Raw genomic sequence first — 20,996 nt, forward strand, 5'->3', positions numbered from 1 at the left:
CTCAACGGGGTGTCACGCGAGCCGCTTACCTCTTGTCATCGACCCAACCGGACGGGCCATTGCGCGGTCTATCCCGAGTGACGTCCTCGTAGTCGCCGTCAATGATATCGCCGGGCCTACCGGAGGAGTGACCGCCGGGGTAATCGCGCCCCTGCATGCTCCCAGGACCCATTTGGAACCGTGCAACCGTCACTTTGGAACGCAGGTATCGGTAGACGGCCATACGGATCTGCGGGACAAGCAATGCAAAGCCGACTGCATCAGTGAAAAATCCAGGTGTCAGCAACAGCGCGCCGGCAACGAGGATCATCGCACCATGCGCGAGAGGTTCCGTGGGGTCATTCAACCGTTCAAAAGACGTGCGCAATTGGCCCAATGCCAGCCTACCCTGCGTTCGCACCAGCCAGGTTCCCAAAACCGCTGTCAGGACCACAATGGCCAGCGTGGGCCACAGGCCAATCGCGCCACCGACCTGAATAAAAAGTGCGATTTCGATGATCGGAACCATCAGGAAGGCCAGAAAAAGATACATGCGGGGTTTCCTCAGAACTTGCGCGGGACGGTGGACTTGCGCCGACCCGTCACCTACATAAGGTTGGAACGCTTTAGTTTCAAACGAAGCATGAACATCTACCGTAGAGGTTGTTATGGAGTCGCCCGTGATTCAGCTGTTGGTTTTGGCCGGTATTGCCGTGTTTTTGATCCTGCGCCTGAAGAGCGTTCTTGGCACCCGTGAAGGGTTCGAAAAGCCGGCCCTGCCTCAATCAGATCGCCAGAGCCGCCGTCCTGAGCTCGAGGTAATCGAAGGTGGGCCGGACCATGACATCATTGACTATGTCCCTGAGGATAGTTCGCAGGCCAAAGACCTTGCCGCAATGAAGAAAGCCGAACCCTCCTTTGAGGTACGGGATTTTGTGCAGGGCGCTCGCGGTGCCTACGAGATGATCCTGATGGCGTTTGAACGAGGGGATCTGGACGAAATCGAACCGTTCCTCGCGCCCGATGTCTTTGAGAGCTTTGTCACCGCTGTTTCGCACCGCGAAGATCAGGGGCTGACCATCGAGGCGGAATTTGTCGGCGTGCGTGAAACGACCTTGACCGATACCAGCTTTGATCCGGCTACAGGCAATGCAGAAATCACCATGAGGTTTGTCGCGGAACTGACCTCCGTCGTGCGGGACCGTGGCGGTGATATCGTCGAGGGCGATCCCAAGGCGCTGAAACGCCAGAAGGACACCTGGGTCTTTGGCCGCACCATGGGCAGTGCGGATCCGAACTGGCATCTGGTCGCCACGGACGCATGATGCACGGGCTCCGGCGGGCACTCTGTGCGCTGGCCCTTGGGGCTGGCGCATATTTGTTCCCGCAGGGCGGGCAGGCAGAAACGACCTATACAATGTTGTCCTTTGCTCAGCTTGAAGGCTGGGCGGAGGACGATCATGAGGAGGCGCTCGGCGCCTTCCTGCAGACCTGCCGCGATTTGGACGATCCGGATTGGCGCGCGCTTTGTGCGCTTGCGCGTGAACAGGATCCGCAATCTGCGCGCGGGTTCTTCCAGCTGCTTTTCCGCCCTGTCCTGATCGAGGATGGCACGCCGGCGTTGTTTACCGGTTACTTCGAACCTGAGCTGTCAGGCGCGCGCAGGCCCAGCTCCCGGTATCGGTATCCGGTCTACCGGCAGCCGCCGGAGGCGCGCAACTCCAGCCAATGGCTGACACGGCGCGAACTTCTGACAAGCGGCATCATGGAAGGGCGCGGGCTGGAGATCGCCTGGGTCGATGATCCGGTCGAGCTGTTTTTTCTTCAAATCCAAGGATCCGGCCGAATTCGCCTGTCGGATGGCTCCTCGATCCGGGTTGGCTATGGCGGCGCCAATGGTCATGAATATCGATCCATTGGCACCGAATTGGTTCGCCGTGGGATTTATAATATCCATCAGGTCAGCGCTGCGGTGATCAAACGCTGGGTGCGGCGCAATCCGCTCGCCGGCGAGGATTTGCTGATGCACAACCCCTCCTATGTGTTCTTCCGTGAGGTGAGCCGTATTCCAGCCTCTGCCGGCCCGCTGGGCGCGATGAACCGGTCGGTGACCACATTGCGCAGCCTGGCTGTTGATCCGAAATATACGCCACTGGGGGCACCGGTCTGGCTGGAAAAGGATGGTGCTAAACCTATGCGGCGCTTGATGATTGCGCAGGACACCGGCTCCGCCATAAAGGGCGCGCAGCGGGCCGATGTGTTCTTTGGCAGCGGAGATGAGGCGGGGATCGAAGCTGGCAAGCTACGTGATCCCGGTCGCATGGTGGTGCTGCTTCCGATCCAGCGAGCCTATGCGCTATTGCCGGGGGATTTCTGATGAGCCGCCGCAAACTGACCTCCGAAGAAATAGACCTCTGGCACCGGGTGGCGCGTCAGGCCGAGCGGCTGCACCCTAAAACACGTACTGCGCCAGCCACCGCTCCCCTGCCCAAGCCCAGGCCGAGCAAATCGCCTCTGCCACCGCAGGAGAGGTTCACGCCAGAGCTGTTTGAACTGGGTTCCAAAGCCATATCCCAGCCGACCAGACATGATCTTAAGCCCAGTGTGACAAGGGGGCTGATTTCTGCGCCGATGCAGATGGATGGCAAAGCCTACCGCAAGATGAAACGTGGCAAGCTGAAACCGGAGGGGAAGCTGGACTTGCATGGAATGCGGGTCGATGCAGCCCACCCTGCGCTGGTTCGGTTTGTCTTGTCAGCCCATTCTGCGGGCAAGCGGCTGGTTCTGGTGATCACCGGAAAAGGCAAAGATCGAGATGAACCCGGACCGATGCCTGTTCCGCGTGGCGTCCTGCGTCATCAGGTACCGCAGTGGCTGTCACTGCCGCCACTGTCGCAGGTCGTACTTCAGGTGACCCCGGCCCATGTCAGCCATGGTGGTGGCGGTGCCTATTACATCTATCTTCGGCGACATCGCTGATTGGTGGACTGCCTCAGCGATCTTCACCGCGATACACATTGGCCTGATAGTTTTCCGAAAGCGTGATTTCGACCGCGTTGTCTTCCTTTTCGACAACCAAACGACCGGGGAACAGCCGCTGAATCGACACGGCGTCACGGTCAAAGGCTGCTGCGGTCTGGCGGGCTGAATTCAAGATCGACAGCACTGCCGGCGAGGTCGCGGCTACGAAATGCCCGGATTCCGCCGTATCGGCATAGGCGGTGGTGTCGACCACTTCGATCGGCAACTCAGAGACATCGTCCAGTGATTTCAGATTGCCAAGCCGACCGCGGTTATGTGTTCCGCGCAGTCGCTGCGACAGGTTCAATACGTTATCCTTGCGCGAAACCATGACGACGAAGGGCTGTGGAACCGGGTCAATGCGGCGCATCTGACTGCGGAAAACCTCAACGTCGAGATCCGGGGACATCAGGATCACCGCGCCGAGGTTCTTGCTGCTCCAGCCTGGTGTTTTAATTTCCATCTGGCGCATGGTTTCCATCACCAGCTGCGATCCCATGGAATGGGCGACCAGAACGACGCGGTTTGACGCGCCAGGCTCCAGATTGCGCAGGAGCTGCTCCAACCCGTCACGTGCAAACAATACGCTATCGCCATCATAGGCGTAGCCCAGCGGGTTTCCTTGGCTGGGCCAGGAATAGATGATCGTGGCGCCGGGGATATTGATATCGTTGCTCAGCTGAGCAGCCCGGAACGCCGTTTCAGCCTGGGTGGAGTTGAACCCATGCACAAATACGGTGATATCACGCTCCCCAACCGGGTAGTTATCCAGCTCCCGCGCGACGCGATTGTTCAGTTCCGCCATATCGGCAACCTCTTCCCGGCCCGCCATGGTGAATTGCGTTTCGGGATCGGGTTCAGCATAGGCAAAATCCAGCTGTCCCGGTGAATGGTTCGGTGGGATTGAGACCGTCAGTTCCAGTAGGCGCAGCGTATCGGATCGCTCCGCGCCATAGGTTCCATTTGGAAGGGGCCGACGTGTCGTTGCGCCAAAAATGGTCTTGGCTTTGCCGATTTCCAAGGCTTCCGGCACAGTTGGGGTAAAGGATCTGTCGGTGCAGCCTGCTGCCACGATCAGAACCATGCTGATGCTGAACAGGACTCGTGAAAAATTCATGCGAGGGGCCATCTATTAACAATAGCGGCAGGCTACTGGCGGCCTGCCGCTATGTCCACAGATCGGGCAGATGCCCTGACGACCGTTAAAGCACATAGCGGCTGACATCAGCCGATTTGGTCAATTCACCGAGGTTCTTGCGGACAAAAGCAGCATCTACAACGACCGTTTCACCCGACCGATCCGGCGCGCTGAAAGACAGCTCCTCAAAGACACGTTCGATCACGGTATAGAGTCGCCGCGCCCCGATGTTCTCGACCGTCTGATTCACCTCGGCCGCGATCTTGGCGAGTGATGCGATGCCATCGTCGGTGAAGCTCACGTTGACATCCTCTGTCCCCAGAAGCGCCGTATATTGCAGAGTGAGCGCATTGTCGGTTTCGGTCAGAATGCGGACGAAGTCTTTCTCGCTCAGGGCACGCAGGTTCACGCGGATTGGCAGTCGGCCCTGCAATTCTGGCAGCAGGTCGGAGGGTTTCGCGATGTGAAACGCACCGGAGGCAATGAACAGGATATGGTCGGTCTTCACCGGGCCATGTTTGGTCGAAACGGTCGTTCCCTCGATCAGCGGCAGCAGGTCACGTTGCACACCTTCTCGGCTGACATCGCCGCCCCTCGCATCCTGACGTGCGCAGACCTTGTCGATCTCATCCAGGAAGACGATCCCGTTCTGTTCAACGGACTCCAGCGCCGCCTTGGTGAGGGTTTCGTCGTCAAGCAGCTTGTCCGCTTCCTCACCAATCAGGATGTCGTAGCTGTCTGCGACGGTCATTTTCTTGCGGGTCGTCCGACCACCCATAGCTTTGCCGAACAGATCGCCAAGGTTCATCATCCCCATGTTGCCACCGGGCTGACCGGGTATTTCGAACATGGAACCCATCGGGTTCGAGCTGTCGGCGACATCCAGTTCGATGACAGTATCGTCCAGCTCGCCGGCTTTAAGCTTTTTACGGAACATCTCGCGGGTGGCGTCGCGGGCATCCTCGCCGGCGATGGCCTGGATGACTCGCTCCTCCGCCGCTTGGCGGGCCTTGGCCTTGACGTCCTCACGCATGTGTTCGCGGGTCTGAACAATGGCGATATCCACCAGATCACGGATGATCTGCTCTACGTCGCGGCCGACGTAACCGACCTCGGTGAACTTTGTCGCCTCGACCTTGATAAACGGCGCGCGGGCCAGTTTGGCCAGACGACGGGAAATCTCTGTTTTGCCGACGCCGGTGGGCCCGATCATCAGGATGTTCTTGGGATAGACTTCATCCCGAAGATCATCGCCCAGCTGCTTGCGACGCCAGCGATTGCGCAGCGCGACGGCAACGGCACGCTTTGCATCGGTCTGGCCGATGATAAAGCGATCAAGTTCGGAAACGATTTCGCGAGGGGTGAGATCAGTCATGAGGGGTCCGTTTCAGTGGGCGGGCGGCAGCCGGTCAAGCGGCAGCACCCGTGAGAGGGGGGAAATCAGCAGGGCCCGGATCCGCGCCCAGAACGCGCCGAGGATCACCAGGAACAGGCCCAGCACGAGAATGGTGGTCGCAGCGCCATCGCCGTCAAACACTGTCGCCGCGAGGGTGACGCTATAGCCGATGGCCGCAATCAGAAATGAGCGCCGGTCAATGATGATCGCGACCACGGCAAATGCAAACAGCACTGCCATCAGCGCCAGATTGGCCTCGGAGGTGCCGCTGTTAAGCAGGCTGAGCGCGATCGTATTAACCAGCGCCGGCGCCGCAACAACATGCAGCCAGAAGCCCTGCGCAGAGCGTCGTGTGACCCGATGCGGGTCGCTCAGGTCAAACATCATTGCGACGGCAAACACAGCGAGACCAACCAGCAATGTCACCCAGGCAAACGGGCCCGACGCAGAAAGCAGGAAGAGATCGCCAATGCCCGTCAGGCTGCCCGACTGATTTGCGGCCAGCATCAGGGCCAGCGCAAAGACACCAAGAGCGATCAGAGCCATGGCAAAAGGGACCCGAAAGCGCAGCCAGTAGACCGCGATGGCAACCGTTGTCAGCCCGAGGGGCAAGGGCAGGCTGCCATAGTCACCTTGCATGACCATGAACACCTGCGAAAATTCAGCCGTAAGTCCGACGCCTGCATTCAGCGTCCAGAGGATCGACAGTGCAATCGCCGGCGCCACCATGCGACGACGACGGATGAAATATTCGCTCAGCAGCCAAAGCACGACCGCGCCGATGATGGAGGACATGGTGGCTTTCTCAACCAGCCCGCCCAACCCTTCGGCCATGGAAATACCGGTAGCAGCGGCCCAGCCCGTCGACAGAATGATCAAACCGATCACGATGAAGATCTCATTGAACCCTTTGAACAGCTCAAACGGCTCATCACCCGGTGCCAGATTTTCACGCGCACCGCGTCTGCTGTGGGCCAGCGCCATAAGCGAGGCGGCCTGCGCCTCGCTCAGAAGGCCGGCACCAACCGCAGCCCGAATGTCGTTTTGATCGATATGGCTCATATCAGTCCTTCTGGCTGATCCGTTCGACTGTCAGACGTCCATTGGTGTAAACGCAGATATCAGCCGCGATGGCCATTGCGTCACGGGCCACGGCTTCGGCGTTGCGGTCACTGTCCATCATGCCGCGGGCAGCGGCCAGCGCGAAATTTCCACCCGATCCGATGGCGGCAACATCATGTTCTGGCTCCAGCACATCCCCGGCGCCGGTGATCACAAACATATCTGTCCCGTCGGTCACGATCAGCATCGCTTCCAGTTTCTGGAGATATTTGTCGGTGCGCCAGTCCTTGGCCAATTCCACGCTGGCACGTGCGAGTTGACCGGGGGTGGCCTCAAGCTTGGCTTCAAGCCGCTCAAGCAAGGTGAAGGCATCGGCAGTGGAGCCGGCAAAACCCGCGACGACATCGAAACCTCCGGGCGACAGGCGGCGGACCTTGCGCGCCGTTCCCTTGATCACGGTCTGCCCAAGGGAAACTTGCCCGTCGCCGGCAATGACGACCTCGCCATCCTTCTTCACGCCGATGATTGTCGTACCGTGCCAGCCCGGGAATTGATCGTCTGCCATCGTGTTCTCCTTGTTTCCAGGCCTATATGGGCACTGGTCTTTTGTACCTCAACCGGGTGCTATCCGCTGCGGGTGCCGGGGATCAAGCGAATAGGCGCCCTGCCCACGCCCTGGCTATGATCTTCTTGCAACGACCGACCGGACGGTTTTCACAAGTGGTCATCTGATGATCATCGCAGAGCCGACAATTTGCGCCCTGATGCGGGTATTCTGTTCAGGTGAAATGGAACAGGTGTTCGTCACGACTGGAACGCGCTGGGAGAGTTGCCTTTATCTGGGCAAAGTGCCCGAAATTCATGCTATGCAAAAACTGCAATTCGGAGCTGTCGAACCGGCAATTGTGGGACTCGGCAGGCCACCCTACATGAGGCTCACAACCGACATGGTGTCGGCTGGTTCTCATAAGGAATGCGCAAATGGCTACCACCGCAAACATCCATGCGCCGCTCGGAGCAGTCACCGTACTCCGCCTGGTGGACGCAGTCTACAACGCCAAGTCTTCGATCGTGGCTTGGAAAGAAGCACGTGACACCCGCAAGGCTCTGTCCGCGCTGACCGATACGCAGCTGGAAGACATCGGTCTGACCCGCGCGGATATCGCAAAGATCTGAGGACGCTCATCCTCAGTCACAAAGATGATTTGGCCGCTCCTTCCAAGGCGGCTTTTTCTTTTGCGTAGGATCACTAGGCCATCAGGAGCGTAGCCGGTAGCGCCCTGCCTGATCCGGGAGCCAAGCCTCAATAGCGGCGGTTGCAATAACATGTTTGCCGCCATCGGCATCATCAACCACATCCAGCCCTCCGTGTACGGCGCGCACTGTCGCACGCCCGCGGGGCAGATCGCCTGCCACCAGATCGCAATCTACCTTATCCGGTTCCTGAACGCCGATGGTAACCTCGACACGCATTTCGGCATGATCAATGCCCAATTTAGCAAATAGCGTGATTGATGAGTGGTGCAGCGCGTCCTGCACGGCGCGCCGGGCGGCTTTGGTGTAGTCCTGCCCGTAGAGATCGTTGCCGGTTCCCATCTCCAGAATAATGCGTTTCTCAGTCATGCAATCGGCTCCATATCAAATGAAACGATGATGGCGGCGTTGGCGATGACGGTCTTGCCGCCGCCCGGCTTGTCAATATCAAGCCCTCCCTCGCTCACGTGGATGTCTGGTGTACCATAAGGAAAGATCTCACAAAGCGCCGCCCGATCTACGGCCTCAGGGTTCTGCACGCCGATTTCAGCGCGGATTCGCATTGCTTCCTTGGGGAAATCGAATAGCTCCGCAACATTGACGGAGTTATGCCAGAGCGCGTCTCTGATTGCTCGTTTGGCGGCCTCGGTATAGTCATTTCGCCGCAGCGACGTGCCCATGCCAAATTCGACCAGTACCCGTGTTTCAGCCATGATGCGGCTCCTGTCCATTGGGTTGAAACCTAACCATAAAAAAGGCGCCCCGATGGGACGCCTCTGATCTCTTCGGCCTACCGGCGGTCTTAGATCGACTCGTCGATCCAGCTCTGCAAAGCAGCCTTGGGGGCCGCACCTGAGCGGTTGGACACGACCTGACCGTCCTTGAAGATGAACAGCGCAGGAATACCGCGCACGCCCATGGCCGCTGCGGAGTTCGGGTTGCTGTCTACATCGACCTTGGCGATCTTCACCTTGTCGCCATACTCAGCGGCCAGCTCTTCCAGAGCGGGGCCGATTTGTTTGCAGGGACCGCACCATTCGGCCCAGAAATCCACCACAACGGGGACTTCGGAATTTTTCACTTCGGCGTCAAAAGTGGCATCGGTTACGGCGACGGTGGACATGGGCATGTCTCCCTAAGAGTGTGGCAGTTCGGCTGTGAACCTATGAACGGCTTAACGGATCGTCAAGGTATCTCGCGGCGCTTAAGGGCGGATGACACAATATCGTGTGGCAAGGCCATCAGCGACGCAGTGCGGGTCCAGAGCAAAGCCGTCTCGATCTGCCGATCCGGATAGAGCGTGGCCAGAGCATGGGCGTAGGCCCCCATCTGCCGCAACAGCCCCTCCGGGCAGGTCTCAGGACGGCTCGGCACAGTGGCATTCGATTTGAAATCAATTGCCAGCACACGTTTTGGGGTGACAATCAGCCGATCAATCACGCCGTGGATCCTGCGACCATCCAGATCCGCTGATACGGCGACCTCTGCCAGGGTATCCGGGGCAAAGATCTCCTGCAATTCCGGTGTGGTCAGGACCCGCGTCGCCTCAGCCAATAGTTCAGCGGTGTCTTCGTGACCTGCCAGCAGCGTCTCAGCCAGTTGCGGCCACATCTCCTTGCCGGTGCCGGGCAGATGTTCCAGCAATCTGTGGAGTCGGCTGCCGCGCGCCTTGGCCGCTTCTTCATCCTGGCCCAGATCGCCCGGTAAGGCCTTCGCTCCGCCGAGATCCGATGGGCTTAGCGTTGGCACGGGCGGCGTGTAGGGGGGTGGTGCATGTCGGAACACATCCGGCAGCTGCGGCTGGAGAGGGACGACCGGCGCTGCAGAATGAAACGGCAGCCCGTCCCAATCGCCGTGTTGCAGGCGCAGCCCCTCACCATAGCTGGTCTGGTAAGGGCTGGCACCTGCTTCTCTCAACGCGCGCTCAACCATCTGGTACCAGCTGTCACCGTCTTTGGACAGCTCGCCGGCAGCGGCGACGATCAGCCATTTTTCGGCCCGTGTCAGCGCCACATAGAGCAGTCGCAGCCGTTCGTTTCTGGCCTTGTCCTGCGCCGCTTCACGGGCGCCGTGCATCACTTGCGGCATCAGGGCGCTGGGCAGTTTCCACATCGGCCCGGCCTCGGCGCGCATGATTTCATCGTCGCGTGGCGGCTTGCGTTTGGCTGTGTCGGGCAGGATCACGATCGGCGCTTCCAGCCCCTTGGATCCATGCACTGACATCACCCGGATCATATTGCCCGCCGCCCCCATCTGGCGTTTGATTTCCAGATCATCGGCCTGCATCCAAACCAGAAACCCGGTGAGGCTCGGGATATCGGTGCGCTCGTAGGCGAGCGCCTGGCTGAGCAGGGCGTTGATGCCATCCTCCGCCGCGGGCCCCAATCGGCCGAGCAGGCGCTGACGACCACCGTGGCGCGTCAGGATACGTTCGATCAGGTCATAAGGGCGCAGAAAATCGGTCTGGCCGCGCAGGTCGTCCAAAATTGCCATCGTGTCTGGATATTCCGCCGCCCGGTCGCGCAGAGCGGTCCAGAGGTAGCTGCCGCCCTCACGACGGTGAGCCAGATCGAACAGGGCCTGTTCGTTCCAACCAAACAAAGGTGATTTGAGGGCGGCGGCCAGTGACAGCGAATCCTCTGGCGTGGCGAGAAATGACAGCAAAGCGGCCAGATCCTTTACCGCCAGCTCGGCCCCGATTTTCAGTCGGTCCGCACCGGCAATAGGCAGTTCAGCCTTTTTGCAGGCACGGATGATCTCCGAAAATAATTCGGACCGGCGCTGCACCAGAATGAGAAAGTCACCTGCTTGTACCGGGCGGCGCTGAAAGCTGCCGCGCTCAGGGCCATCCTCGGGTAGCGTGACCTTGTTGTCGATCATCTCCTTGATGGTATTGGCGATCTGCTCGGCCAGAATGACCGTGTGGTGGCGGGCGCCGGGGCGATCTACCGGATCGGTCCAGTCACGCTCTTCTTCTGTGTCGATCTTGTCGACGACGGGCCAGAGGTCGACCCGTCCTGGCAGTTCTGATTTGAACGCGCGGTGCAGCGCGTCACGGTGAAAACCTGCGCCAGGGCTGTCCTTGAACACCAGATCGACCAGCCCCAGGATCGCTGCGGAGGAGCGAAAGGAGAACTCCAGCGCTGCATTCTGCAATGCGCTGCCTGTTTCCGCTAGCCGGTCGGCAAACTCAGCCTGCATTCGGTCGAAGGCGTCAGGATCGGCCCCCTGGAATGAGTAGATTGATTGTTTCTTGTCACCGACAACAAAAATGGTTCGCTCGACGTCGGATCGTGCGCCCTCGCCGGCGGTGAACTCTTGGGCCAGTTTTTCGATGACATCCCATTGCACCGGGCTGGTGTCCTGAGCCTCATCGACGAGGATGTGGTCAATCCCGCCGTCCAATCGGTAAAGAACCCAGGCCGCAACAGCCGGATCATTCAACAGCTGCCGGGCCTTCAGGATCAGATCGTCAAAATCCAGCCAGCCGCGCAGCTGTTTGCGGCGATCATATTCAGGCAGGAATACCGCAGCAAAATCGTGCAAAACCAGCGATTTATCGACCGCAGCCAAGGCAAGACGCTGGGCGCGTGCGGCCTCGACACGTCGCATCAGCGGTTCCAGCTGGTCCATCAGCGCAACGTTGTTTTCGCGCAGCTTCTTAGTGGGAAAGGCGTCGATCTTGGCACTGAAGGGTGCTTTGGCTGCCGCCCCCGTCAGAAAAACTGACTCAAGAATCGGCAGGTCCGCACAGGTTGGCTCCGTTATCTTGCGCAGCTTGGCTGCTGCCTTGATATCCGTGCTGCTGCCTTGCTCCAGCATGGTGCAGGTTCGCGCCAGAAGATCCCCTTCACCCCCGAGAAACACGCCGTCTTCCAACGCACCAGTGTCAAATCCTTCAGGCAGATCAAACAGCGTCAAAAGCCCTGCTCGATCGAGTGGCGCATCAAAATCAGACCGGCGTTGACATATGGCAGCGGTCAGAGTCTCGAAATCGCTGTCTGTCACTTGCCGGGCCAGCTTACCAATCAGATCAGCCTCAAACCGATCGGCGCTTTCTGCGATCGCCTCCACAACCTCGGCCCGCAGCAGTACTGCCGCGCGGTCATCCATCTCTGAAAACTGCGGACTGACGCCTGCCTCCAGCGGAAAACGCCGCAGCAATGAGGCGCAGAAGGAGTGGATTGTCTGGATCTTCAGTCCACCGGGTGTCTCGATTGCGCGCGCGAACAGGGTGCGGGCCTGCGCCATTCCCTCCGCAGAGATTACATCCTGCGCACCCAGCTCCGTAAGCGCCGTGGTCAACGCCTCATCGCCGAGCATGGCCCATTCACCAAGCCGCTTGAACAGCCGGTTCTGCATCTCGCTGGCGGCGGCTTTGGTATAGGTCAGACAGAGGATATGCTGGGGTTGCACGCCGCGCAGCAACAGGCGCGCCACCCGGTCGGTCAGCACCTTGGTCTTGCCTGACCCGGCGTTTGCAGCCAGCCAGGTTGAGGCGTCCGGGCGGGCGGCCCGGAACTGCGCTTCGGAGGCGGCATCGCGGGCGGTCATGTCAGAATCTCCGGTTCCGGCGTTGCGCTTCGGTCCCATTCGCCGTAGCGCGCCAGATGGTCATAATCGCCGGTCTGAGTGTCCTGAAACACCATGCGACGGCTGCTATATCCTTGATCAGGCTCAAAATATGCACCGATCAACTTGCTCAGTTCCTCCCAAACCTTGCCGGGAGGCTCGTCCAGAAGCGGGGCTGCGACCTCTTTCAGAGGGCTTTTGAGACCAAGGAATATGGCGCGCTCCACCCTGCCCTCACCATAGCGATCAAAGGCGCCGCGTTCCGCCATCGCAGCTTCAATCAGCAGCTGTTTCTCGAACGCTTTCTGTTGGTTCTCGGATGGTGGATCGCCGGTCTTATAGTCAAAAAGATGCAGGCCTCCACGTTCATCCACATCAATCCGATCTGCTGTGCCAGCAATTTCAAAATCAAACGGTGCCACCCGTACCGCACCAGAGACCTCGAACCCGGAGGGGCGTGCGTTGGCCTGCCGCTGGCGCTCACCATTAATGAAATCGTCAGCGATACGTTCCAGCCGGGCCAGCCAGAGGCTGCGCGCGATGGCCCAGGGCACCTTGGCTTCCAGATGAGAGGCGGCGATTGCGAGAAAATTTGGCACCGTCAGCTGGCTTGGGTCGGCAACAGTGGCCTTGATGAAATCTTCCAGGATCTTGTGCAGAACGATGCCGCGCAGCAGGGCGTCGGGTTCCTGTACCAATTGATCGAGTGGGCGCAGCTTCAGCACATGCTTGGCATATATCGCGTATGGATCGCGGATCAGCCGAGGGATTTCAGTGATGGTCAGGCGCCGCGGGCGGGCAGCAACGGGTGGGCGCGGTGCTGGACGTTTTGCGGGATCTGTCGGTACCGGTGCCTCAAGCGCGTCGGCCCAGCCGAGCCATTCCTGACCGCGTGCCCGCATCTCCGCCAGTGCCGCCGGGCCGCCCTGCCCCGGCAGCCCGGACAACAGATTGGTCATTCGGTTGAGCCAGCGCGACGGCACCGTATCCGCCTCATCCGACCGTTCGGCGCGGGTCATCCAGACCTGAGGGGCGGCGACCGCCTGTTGAAAATCATGGGCTGACAGTCCGATACGCCGCTCAGGAAGCAGCAGGCCCGCCTGATGGCGAAGCTGGCGGTTGAGCCAAGGATCGGGGGTGGCTGCCTCTGGCCAGCTGCCTTCATTGAGGCCACCGAGGATCACCAGATCGGCGCCCTGCACCCGTGCCTCCAGCGTGCCCCAGATCAGGATGGAGCCATAGGGTGCATCCCGGTCGCGGACCTCACCTTGCGACAGCAGCGCCCGCAGGAGATCGGCAAAGTCCCGAGCTGTCATTTCGCCGCCATATCCAGCCTCGGCGCGCAGGTTGTCCATGATTTCCAGCGCCTTGCGGCCGGCTTTCTTGTCCCACAGGCCACCGCTTGCAGCGTCCTGACTGCCCAGACTTATCGCCTCTGCCAGCTGCCGCAGGGTATCGACCCACCGGGACAGTGGCTGCGTTCCGCTGATGGGTTTGTCGGCAAAGCACTGGGACAGCCAACCGGTCCATCCCGGCATCAGGTCGCGCCCGACTTCAAATGCGGCAAAGCTGTCGGCATCCGGGAAGGGAGGTCCGTAGCGGCGCAAGCGCAGTTCCAACTCGCGGGTGTGGCGCAGGTGATCGCCGCGCCCTGCCCCATCGTGGCAGAGAGGATGCTTCAGCAGGGTCAGCAGCGCATCGCAGGTAAGCGGTTTACAGAACAGCTCGGCAATATGGCGCAGAAAACGGCCCGGCGGTGACAGTTGCAAGGGCTGACCGGCGGAATCATCCGGCAGAATATCCCAGCGATCCAGCGCTGCGGCCACCTGTCTAGTCAACATACGATCCGGTGTGATGAGGGCGGCGGTCTGACCATCCTCGGCGGCTTGGCGCAGGCGCAGCGCGATCGCCAGTGCCTCCGCACGCGGGTTGGGCGCTTCGACCAGGGTCATCTCGGCGGTGGCCCGGTCGATGTCGCGCAGTTCCGGTCCTTCGCGCATCCAGGCATCGGTGACCGGCGCTGGGCGCAACGCCAAGGATACCAATCTGTTACGGGCAACGGCGGCTGGTGATGTTGCAACCCATGGGAGAACGTCATCCGCAGTCATGTCCAGATCGCGCATGATCTTGAAGGACCGATATTGCGGATGATCCTCGGACATCAGCGGGTCATCAAGATGCTCCCAGACATGCCGGGGCTGCTGGTCATCAAATCCTGGCAGGATCACGGCGCCCTGCGGCAGCCGCGCAATGGCCTCCATCAGCATCAGTGTGGTGCCGCGCGATCCGGTGGAACCTGCGAGGATGACAGGGTGTTCGGGCGGCTGCTCCTGCCAGTCTTCGATCAGATCCAGCACAACCTGCCGCTGGCGGGCCTGCGCGTCCATCGCGTTTGCATGGGTTTCTGCGAATTCATCTGCGATAGCGATGAACTGCTGCGCACGCGCCCAATGGCCCGACATATCGGAGACATCGAGTGATCGAATGGTGTCAGGGCTGACCCCTTCGCCCTGCATTTCGTCGAACAGTGCTGCCAGACTGTCGGAGAGATCGTAAAGCGAGGATCGCGCAGCCAGATCCGGCTGGGCATCCAGCAATTTGGCGATGAGCTGCGACAGCTCAAGTCGCCGCCGCAGCGGCGGCAATGCTGGCGGCAGACCACGCAGCGTCGCGCGCATATCAAGATCCGTGAGCAGAGAAATCTTGGGCAGCAACAGCGCTGGCCCTTGGTCAAACAGATCCCGCACCCGGCGCGCCATACGGGAGGTGTTGACGATCAGCTCCACCTTCGCCAGCGCTTCCGGTGGTGCGGCTCGGCTGCGTGTGATTAGCCCCTCAACAAGGGCGCGCGGGAAATCGACGCCGCAGGGAACGGCAAAGAGGCGTGGCGTGTCTTGCGGCTCAAATCTCATCTTGGGCTATCAGTTCCTCGGCCAGGGGGATCCCCTCGGGGGTGCCGACATCGCACCAATGACCGGGATATTCCAGCGCAAACAGGCGGTCCTCCTGTGCCATCAGATCCCAAAGTGTGTTCAGTGAGAAGACGGTTTCTTCGATCTCTGCCAATCGGTTGGTGCGCAGAAGTTGTACGCCGCCATAGACCAGATCGCCGCCCCGCTGCAGGCGCCCGTCACCATCGGTATGAAAGTCGCCACCACCGCTGCGCCCTATGGTACGAGCAATGGGAATACAGGCCAGCAGCGCGTCCATGCGTTCCGGATCCCAGGCAGCTCTTAGCAGGCGCAACGGGTTTGGCCCGCGCCAGACCACATCGGGATTCACGGTATAGACCGGCCCGTCTGGTGCGCCGAGCAGCGGCAAGGCCTGTCGCAGTCCACCCCCGGTATCAAGGATTTGTGGCTGTTCGGGGCTGATCACCACTTCACTGTCGGCAAGGTGGCGGGCCAGAATGTCGCCCTTATAGTGGCTGTTGGCCACTATCACAGTCGGTGCAACCTCTCGTGCCATGTCCAGAGCGCGATCGATCAAAGGACGGCCAGCGACCGGGATCATCGGTTTTGGCTGATCTGCGGTCAGATGGCGCATCCGGGTGCCAAAGCCCGCGGCGAAGATCATGACGGGATATCTGGGGTCTGCCATCAGCCGCGCAACCGGTCGAGGACCTCAGGGGTGGGCACCGGCATTTCACGATGCAGGAACTCCGCAAGCGGTGCCATTGCCGGGTGGTCGAGGCCCCGATGAAAATGATCCCACACACGCGGGATCAGATCGACGTATTGCGGTTTGCCATAATCCCTGCCCAAACGCGCAAAAACACCCAGAATGCGCATATTTCGCTGCACACCCAGCACGGTATACGCCGCGCGAAAGCTGCCTTCGTCGACACCGGTCGCGGTGACGTAGCGATCCATCATCTGCATCTCGATGGCGGCAGGCACATCCCTGCGGGCGTCCTGTAACAGAGACACGAGATCATAGGCCCGATGACCCGCACGGGCGGCCTGGAAATCCAGCAATCCGACTTTTGCGACGCCGGTGCGCTCGGGCAGCCAGATCAGGTTTTCCGCGTGATAGTCCCGCTGAACCAAAACAACGTCACCTTTGATCGTGCGGCGCAGGATATCCTCGAACTGGTCGGTGAAGCGGGCAAGATGCTCAGCCGACGTCTCCTCACGGATCACATCCCAGTATTTTTCAAATGCGAGGCCGGATAGTTCTGCCATCAGTCTGGGTCCCAGCGGCTCCAGCTCTGGCATCGGGGCGTCATGCAGGGCGATCAGAACATCGGTAGCGGCCTCATATAGCGCGCGTTCCTGTGCCGGATCATCGCGCATCACACGCGCAAAGAGAGCATCGCCCAGATCTTCGATGATCAGGAACCCGTTTGTGCGGTCTTCGGCCAGAATCTCCGGTGCGCTCAGTCCCTGGTCGCGCAGGTAGGTCGCAATCTCCACAAATGGAGCAACATCCTCGCCCTGATCAGGCGGGGCATCCATCAGCACAACAGAGGTGCCATCGTGATGGCGCAGCCGTTCATAGCGCCGGTTGGACGCGTCGCCGGCCAGCGGCTCGCGCGTCCAGTCTTGCCAGGGGGTATCACTCAGAAAGGTTGAGATGAGATGGTTTCGGTCGGTCATGTGGAAATCTGCTTCATCAGGGTGTCCCAGCGCGGATCGCTCCATCGCAGGGTGGCGGTGCGGGCATCGTCATGGTCTGGGTCCAGCGCCAACGAGACATGCAGCGCGTCGCTTGGCGTGAGTTCCTCTAGGCGGTCCGGCCATTCAATCAGGCAAATAGCTGTTTCAAAAGCCGCAATGAGACCCAGCTCTTCGATTTCATCGAGGGCTGACAGACGGTAGAGATCGGCATGCCACAGCTCTCCGCCGGGCAGCTCATAGGTCTGAACCAGAGTGAATGTGGGCGAGGGGACATCCTCGGGCACGGTCATCTGAGATTGGATCAGGCTGCGGGCAAAATGGGTTTTACCGGCGCCGATGACGCCTTCCAGCAGCAGGCAATCGCCACCCTGCAGCTGGGCACCAATACGGGCGGCAAGCACGGCGGTGTGGTCGGGTGAGGGGAGAGGGATTACGAGCGTCTGGGTTGTCATGGGGCGACAATGCCGCCACGCGCGCAAGGCTGCAAGCCGGATCGAAAAAGCCCGGTATCGAACCGGGCTTTCCTGCTGATCGAACGGCTGCCTACAGCGCTATTTTTCCTGCTTGGTAATCGCAAACCGCTGTTGGTCCACCGGCGCCGGCGCCGGGTCGGGGGAGCGGAAGCTGACCATGGTTGCCCCGTTCTGGATGGCGGTCACCTTGCAGATCAGCGGGGTGCCGTTGCGCAGCTGCACGTTTGCCCACCAGGGGGTGCGGCTGTCGCTACCTGCAACGAAATCGCGAACTTCTCCCCAGGCCGGTGTTGCGGCGCACATGTCCTGCCATACCCGACTGGAGTCCATGATGGTGATTTTGGCAAAGCTGCCGTCGGGATCCATCTGCCACAGATCGTGATAGGCGGCGTTGGAGAAGGTCATGGTACCGTCATTTGCAAAAACGGCGATGGCTTCGTCCATCTGGTCCATGATCGACTGACCCATTTCAAGCTCGGAACGGAACTGGCGGGTCAGGGTGATCTCGGCGGTGATATCCTCAAACAGGAAGGCAATCGCCCCATCCGGGTGCGGGCGGCCAGAGACGGAGTAGACTGACCCCGATGGCAGCGACCATGTTTCCTGATAGCGGCCCTCGGCTGCGGCTTCCAGAAGGTCGGCCATCTGATGGCGCCAGCTGGAGTAATTCTTGGGTTCCGGCATCATGCGTTGATCGCGCAGCCGGTCAAAGAAGGTCAGCAGGTTCGGCCGCGAGCTGAGGAAATTGGCGGGCAGGGCGGTCAGGTCGATCAGCACCGGATTGAACAGTACCAGCTGACGATTCCGGTCAAAAATCGCAAGACCGATAGAAAGCTGGGCAAACGTCTTTGCCAATGTCTGGACGAAGTTGCGCTGGGCGATTTCGGCGTCAACAACCGCATTCACATCCACCGCGTGGCACAACCAGCCGGCTTCGGTTTCGGTGGTCGAGATATTGTACCAGAGCTTCTTCTTGCTCTCGGGCATGGGGATCGAAATCCGTTCAGGTTTGCCGCTGGCCATCGGGTCATCAAGATTGGTGAACAGCGGTTCCGAGAAATCGACGTTGCGACCACGGAGCTTCTGGCTGAGATCGTCATAGGCAAGATTGGACCAGGTAACCGCACCGTCATCGGATTGCAGCCAGACAGGATAGGGCGCCTGATGCACCGCTGAACGCAGGGTCGTAAGCTCCTGGTCGATGCTGTGATTATGCTCCTCGGATGTCGTGCTGCGAAGCTGTACCCGGGTGACACCATCAATCCACTCGCAGAGCGCCTCGCGGCTTTCGGCATTTGCTGTACCCGAGAGCACCAGCGGTCCGACATCCTTCAGAAAGCCCGGAGACTGCGGCAGGCCCGGGTAGCTGCGGGCCAATTGTTCTCGCAGGTTGGCCCAGCTGAAGCTCTCCGCCTGTTCGCCCACGAACCGGCGCGCGCCGGAGGACCAGCCGATCAGCGTCGTGTCATCAAAGAGAAACACCGCATCAGAGCGCCCATCGCCCTGCAGCAGATCCTGCTCAAAGCCCTTGGGTTTGGGGTTCGGAGACAGCCACCAGACAGCTGCTGCGGCCGTAGCCGCACAAAGCGTTGCCAATACAAGCCAGTCGGTCGATAGGATCTGCTGCATGATGTCCGTTACCCACAAGTGTTTTACTCTCCCGACCGATGTTTCCCGATAATGGTTAAATGAAGTTTAATTGGTTGCCTAAAAGTGAATAGTTAAATTTCTATACGTTTATTTTCCCCGATGGGAACGGCATTTTCGCCCGTCAGAGCGTCAATCTTGCTTCGGGGCCAGCTGACCTGCACCAATGCGCCACAACGTTCCGGATCACGGGTCAAGGTCTGATTGGGATCGGATCCATTTGCGAAAATCAGCTGAGCGCCGCTGCGTTCCAGCAATGTCTTGGCGATGAACAGTCCCAAACCCATGCCCTCATACTCGGGACGCTGGCGCCGGTCGCTGTCGCTACGACGCCGCCGCACGAAGGGGTCGCCGATCCGGCCCAGCAGATGTGACGGGTAGCCCCGACCATCGTCGCTGATGCGCAGTGTAATCGTCTCATCATTCCAGCTGGCATCGATCCAGACTGTTGTTCGGGCAAAATCCACCGCGTTCTGCACGAGATTGCGCAGGCCGTGAATGATTTCCGGCTGGCGCAGGATGGTCGGATGCTGGGGATCGCCATCGCTTTCCGGGGCTTCCTCGAAGATCACGGTTTTGCCCCGGTACATATGCGGTTCTGCCGCCTCGTTTATCACGGTGGAAAGCGGGGCCTGGCGCAGATGCAGATCATCCTTGCCCGCGCGCCCCATGCCTCTGAGAATATCGCGACACCGGTCCGCCTGTTCACGGATCAGGGCGGCATCTTCGCGCAGGTCGGGCCGGTCATCCAATTCGTCGATCAACTCTGCGCTGGCCAGTTTGATCGTGGCCAGCGGTGTGCCCAACTCATGGGCCGCAGCGGCCACAACGCCGCCCAGATCGGTAAGCTTCTGTTCGCGCGACAGGGCCATCTGGGTCGCGGCCAGCGCATCCGACATCGAGCGGATCTCGGCGCTAATCCGGTAGGAATAGGCGCCAATGAACAAGACCGCGATCACGATGGCAGTCCAGTTGCCAAAGACAAAGATATCCGGCACCCGCAGCACAAACCCCTGCGGCGTGCGCAGCGGCAGATGAAATTCCGCAAGCAGTGTTACCAGGATGATCGCGGTGGCACCGATAATCAGGGTCGAGCGCAGCCGCATCATCGAGGCGGAAATCGTCACCGGCCCCAGCACCAACAGCGCGAAGGGGTTGTTCAATCCACCGGTCAGATAGAGCAGGAAGTTCAGCTGCAGGAGGTCAAAGAGAACCATCAGGAAGTTCTCGAATTCCGAGAGGCGTTTGTTCTGCGGGAACAGAATGATCGCAATGAGGTTGCCCAGAACCGAAACACCAATCGCGATATAGCAAAGCACGAGCTCCAGCTGCAGATTATAGAGCTGCTGTGCCACGGTAATGGCAGAGACCTGACCAGCTATCGCCACCCAGCGCAGCAGGATCAACGTGCGCAGGCGAATCCAGTGGCTCCGTTCCTGCCCGCTCAGCAGGTCAATATTTGTCGCGCTCATACCGCACTCCGTGCCGAGGGGATGGGGCCATTTTGTTTGGCTCCGGTCGGGATCTGGCTGACATATGGCCTGCTCTGGAACAAGACGAAACCAGACTGTCGCAGTATCCTCGCATTCCTGGCGCAGACAGACAATTGATCTGCTTTGGCGATGGCCTCCTTATACGGTGACTGTCGCCGGGATCGCCCGCGGCTGCGCTGATTTGTCCGTCTGGTCATTGGGGTAAGGCCTGCGATAGGTCGACCCCCGTGCAGGATCGCTGGACCACTTCTGGCCGATGCGCGGCGGCTGCTTCGCTCCGCCCGTTGCATCGCCCGAGATTCTTGGTAGGTCTGGCGCAGCCTGATGACCCATCTAATTCTT

The 20,996-nt window shown here is 60.0% G+C and carries 19 protein-coding genes; 4 read left to right on the forward strand and 15 right to left on the reverse strand.

The annotated features are described in order from the left end of the window. Positions 1-25: 25 nt before the first annotated feature. Entirely contained in the window at positions 26-532 is a 507-nt protein-coding gene (locus VWZ87_RS13695; protein WP_416534349.1) for an FxsA family protein, read from the reverse strand. Between the two features lie 115 nt (positions 533-647). Between VWZ87_RS13695 and VWZ87_RS13700 the strand changes: the two genes are divergently transcribed. Genes VWZ87_RS13700 through VWZ87_RS13710 form a run of 3 tightly spaced genes read left to right on the forward strand, consistent with a single transcriptional unit; the run spans position 648 to position 2,958 of the window. Continuing rightward, positions 648-1,304 (forward strand): Tim44/TimA family putative adaptor protein, encoded by a 657-nt coding sequence (locus VWZ87_RS13700; protein WP_416534350.1) that lies wholly within the window; start codon positions 648-650, stop codon positions 1,302-1,304. Further along, a complete protein-coding gene (locus VWZ87_RS13705; protein ID WP_416534351.1) occupies positions 1,301-2,356 on the forward strand; it encodes a murein transglycosylase A in 1,056 nt (351 codons plus the stop codon). The genes VWZ87_RS13700 and VWZ87_RS13705 overlap by 4 nt, the downstream gene beginning before the upstream one ends. After that, positions 2,356-2,958: a Smr/MutS family protein gene (locus tag VWZ87_RS13710; RefSeq protein ID WP_416534352.1), complete on the forward strand. Its 603-nt coding sequence runs from the start codon at positions 2,356-2,358 to the stop codon at positions 2,956-2,958. Before VWZ87_RS13705 ends, VWZ87_RS13710 begins: the two co-directional genes overlap by 1 nt. A gap of 13 nt (positions 2,959-2,971) precedes the next feature. Here the strand turns inward: VWZ87_RS13710 and VWZ87_RS13715 are convergent, their stop codons facing one another. The 4 genes from VWZ87_RS13715 to hslV all read right to left on the reverse strand — a co-directional run bounded on the left by VWZ87_RS13715 (position 2,972) and on the right by hslV (position 7,161). Further along, positions 2,972-4,117, reverse strand: coding sequence for an alpha/beta hydrolase (locus VWZ87_RS13715; RefSeq protein WP_416534353.1), 1,146 nt, complete (start codon positions 4,115-4,117; stop codon positions 2,972-2,974). A gap of 85 nt (positions 4,118-4,202) precedes the next feature. Further along, complete coding sequence (gene hslU / locus VWZ87_RS13720; RefSeq protein WP_416534354.1) at positions 4,203-5,513, reverse strand: ATP-dependent protease ATPase subunit HslU; 1,311 nt, start codon at positions 5,511-5,513, stop codon at positions 4,203-4,205. Between the two features lie 12 nt (positions 5,514-5,525). Continuing rightward, positions 5,526-6,596: a hypothetical protein gene (locus VWZ87_RS13725; protein WP_416534355.1), complete on the reverse strand. Its 1,071-nt coding sequence runs from the start codon at positions 6,594-6,596 to the stop codon at positions 5,526-5,528. A gap of 1 nt (position 6,597) precedes the next feature. Continuing rightward, positions 6,598-7,161 (reverse strand): ATP-dependent protease subunit HslV, encoded by a 564-nt coding sequence (hslV, locus tag VWZ87_RS13730; protein WP_416534356.1) that lies wholly within the window; start codon positions 7,159-7,161, stop codon positions 6,598-6,600. 416 nt (positions 7,162-7,577) lie between these two features. Between hslV and VWZ87_RS13735 the strand changes: the two genes are divergently transcribed. Continuing rightward, positions 7,578-7,772: a DUF1127 domain-containing protein gene (locus VWZ87_RS13735; protein WP_340547102.1), complete on the forward strand. Its 195-nt coding sequence runs from the start codon at positions 7,578-7,580 to the stop codon at positions 7,770-7,772. 81 nt (positions 7,773-7,853) lie between these two features. Here the strand turns inward: VWZ87_RS13735 and VWZ87_RS13740 are convergent, their stop codons facing one another. The 10 genes from VWZ87_RS13740 to regB all read right to left on the reverse strand — a co-directional run bounded on the left by VWZ87_RS13740 (position 7,854) and on the right by regB (position 20,633). Then, positions 7,854-8,219, reverse strand: coding sequence for a Lin0512 family protein (locus VWZ87_RS13740; RefSeq protein WP_340547101.1), 366 nt, complete (start codon positions 8,217-8,219; stop codon positions 7,854-7,856). Next, positions 8,216-8,563: a Lin0512 family protein gene (locus VWZ87_RS13745; RefSeq protein ID WP_416534357.1), complete on the reverse strand. Its 348-nt coding sequence runs from the start codon at positions 8,561-8,563 to the stop codon at positions 8,216-8,218. The genes VWZ87_RS13740 and VWZ87_RS13745 overlap by 4 nt, the downstream gene beginning before the upstream one ends. An 89-nt stretch (positions 8,564-8,652) precedes the next feature. After that, complete coding sequence (gene trxA / locus VWZ87_RS13750; RefSeq protein ID WP_340547099.1) at positions 8,653-8,973, reverse strand: thioredoxin; 321 nt, start codon at positions 8,971-8,973, stop codon at positions 8,653-8,655. A 62-nt stretch (positions 8,974-9,035) separates the two neighbouring features. Beyond that, positions 9,036-12,404, reverse strand: coding sequence for a double-strand break repair helicase AddA (addA, locus tag VWZ87_RS13755; protein WP_416534358.1), 3,369 nt, complete (start codon positions 12,402-12,404; stop codon positions 9,036-9,038). Then, entirely contained in the window at positions 12,401-15,334 is a 2,934-nt protein-coding gene (gene addB / locus VWZ87_RS13760) for a double-strand break repair protein AddB (RefSeq protein ID WP_416534359.1), read from the reverse strand. The genes addA and addB overlap by 4 nt, the downstream gene beginning before the upstream one ends. Beyond that, on the reverse strand, positions 15,324-15,998 hold the full coding sequence (locus VWZ87_RS13765; protein WP_416534360.1) for a nucleotidyltransferase family protein: 675 nt from the start codon (positions 15,996-15,998) through the stop codon (positions 15,324-15,326). The genes addB and VWZ87_RS13765 overlap by 11 nt, the downstream gene beginning before the upstream one ends. 23 nt (positions 15,999-16,021) lie before the next feature. After that, positions 16,022-17,020 (reverse strand): aminoglycoside phosphotransferase family protein, encoded by a 999-nt coding sequence (locus VWZ87_RS13770; RefSeq protein ID WP_416534361.1) that lies wholly within the window; start codon positions 17,018-17,020, stop codon positions 16,022-16,024. Beyond that, positions 17,017-17,493 (reverse strand): tRNA (adenosine(37)-N6)-threonylcarbamoyltransferase complex ATPase subunit type 1 TsaE, encoded by a 477-nt coding sequence (gene tsaE, locus VWZ87_RS13775; protein ID WP_340547095.1) that lies wholly within the window; start codon positions 17,491-17,493, stop codon positions 17,017-17,019. The genes VWZ87_RS13770 and tsaE overlap by 4 nt, the downstream gene beginning before the upstream one ends. Positions 17,494-17,592: 99 nt before the next feature. Continuing rightward, on the reverse strand, positions 17,593-19,143 hold the full coding sequence (locus VWZ87_RS13780) for a PAS-domain containing protein (protein WP_340547094.1): 1,551 nt from the start codon (positions 19,141-19,143) through the stop codon (positions 17,593-17,595). Positions 19,144-19,235: 92 nt separating this feature from the next. Continuing rightward, positions 19,236-20,633: a sensor histidine kinase RegB gene (regB, locus tag VWZ87_RS13785; protein ID WP_340547093.1), complete on the reverse strand. Its 1,398-nt coding sequence runs from the start codon at positions 20,631-20,633 to the stop codon at positions 19,236-19,238. Positions 20,634-20,996: the final 363 nt, after the last annotated feature.

The sequence above is a fragment of the Phaeobacter sp. JH20_37 genome, assembly GCF_048056015.1.
Classification (GTDB): Bacteria; Pseudomonadota; Alphaproteobacteria; order Rhodobacterales; family Rhodobacteraceae; genus Phaeobacter; species Phaeobacter bryozoorum.

Bases quoted from the DNA above. Each gene is read 5' to 3' on its own strand.
- VWZ87_RS13740 (WP_340547101.1), bottom strand. From the start codon at position 8,219: ATGACTGAGAAACGCATTATTCTGGAGATGGGAACCGGCAACGATCTC.
- tsaE (WP_340547095.1), bottom strand. From the start codon at position 17,493: ATGACAACCCAGACGCTCGTAATCCCTCTCCCCTCACCCGACCACACC.
- VWZ87_RS13765 (WP_416534360.1), bottom strand. From the start codon at position 15,998: ATGATCTTCGCCGCGGGCTTTGGCACCCGGATGCGCCATCTGACCGCA.
- trxA (WP_340547099.1), bottom strand. From the start codon at position 8,973: ATGTCCACCGTCGCCGTAACCGATGCCACTTTTGACGCCGAAGTGAAA.
- VWZ87_RS13715 (WP_416534353.1), bottom strand. From the start codon at position 4,117: ATGAATTTTTCACGAGTCCTGTTCAGCATCAGCATGGTTCTGATCGTG.
- VWZ87_RS13735 (WP_340547102.1), top strand. From the start codon at position 7,578: ATGGCTACCACCGCAAACATCCATGCGCCGCTCGGAGCAGTCACCGTA.
- VWZ87_RS13725 (WP_416534355.1), bottom strand. From the start codon at position 6,596: ATGAGCCATATCGATCAAAACGACATTCGGGCTGCGGTTGGTGCCGGC.
- VWZ87_RS13695 (WP_416534349.1), bottom strand. From the start codon at position 532: ATGTATCTTTTTCTGGCCTTCCTGATGGTTCCGATCATCGAAATCGCA.
- hslV (WP_416534356.1), bottom strand. From the start codon at position 7,161: ATGGCAGACGATCAATTCCCGGGCTGGCACGGTACGACAATCATCGGC.
- VWZ87_RS13710 (WP_416534352.1), top strand. From the start codon at position 2,356: ATGAGCCGCCGCAAACTGACCTCCGAAGAAATAGACCTCTGGCACCGG.
- addA (WP_416534358.1), bottom strand. From the start codon at position 12,404: ATGACCGCCCGCGATGCCGCCTCCGAAGCGCAGTTCCGGGCCGCCCGC.
- VWZ87_RS13700 (WP_416534350.1), top strand. From the start codon at position 648: ATGGAGTCGCCCGTGATTCAGCTGTTGGTTTTGGCCGGTATTGCCGTG.
- VWZ87_RS13780 (WP_340547094.1), bottom strand. From the start codon at position 19,143: ATGCAGCAGATCCTATCGACCGACTGGCTTGTATTGGCAACGCTTTGT.
- VWZ87_RS13745 (WP_416534357.1), bottom strand. From the start codon at position 8,563: ATGGCTGAAACACGGGTACTGGTCGAATTTGGCATGGGCACGTCGCTG.
- addB (WP_416534359.1), bottom strand. From the start codon at position 15,334: ATGAGATTTGAGCCGCAAGACACGCCACGCCTCTTTGCCGTTCCCTGC.
- regB (WP_340547093.1), bottom strand. From the start codon at position 20,633: ATGAGCGCGACAAATATTGACCTGCTGAGCGGGCAGGAACGGAGCCAC.
- hslU (WP_416534354.1), bottom strand. From the start codon at position 5,513: ATGACTGATCTCACCCCTCGCGAAATCGTTTCCGAACTTGATCGCTTT.
- VWZ87_RS13770 (WP_416534361.1), bottom strand. From the start codon at position 17,020: ATGACCGACCGAAACCATCTCATCTCAACCTTTCTGAGTGATACCCCC.
- VWZ87_RS13705 (WP_416534351.1), top strand. From the start codon at position 1,301: ATGATGCACGGGCTCCGGCGGGCACTCTGTGCGCTGGCCCTTGGGGCT.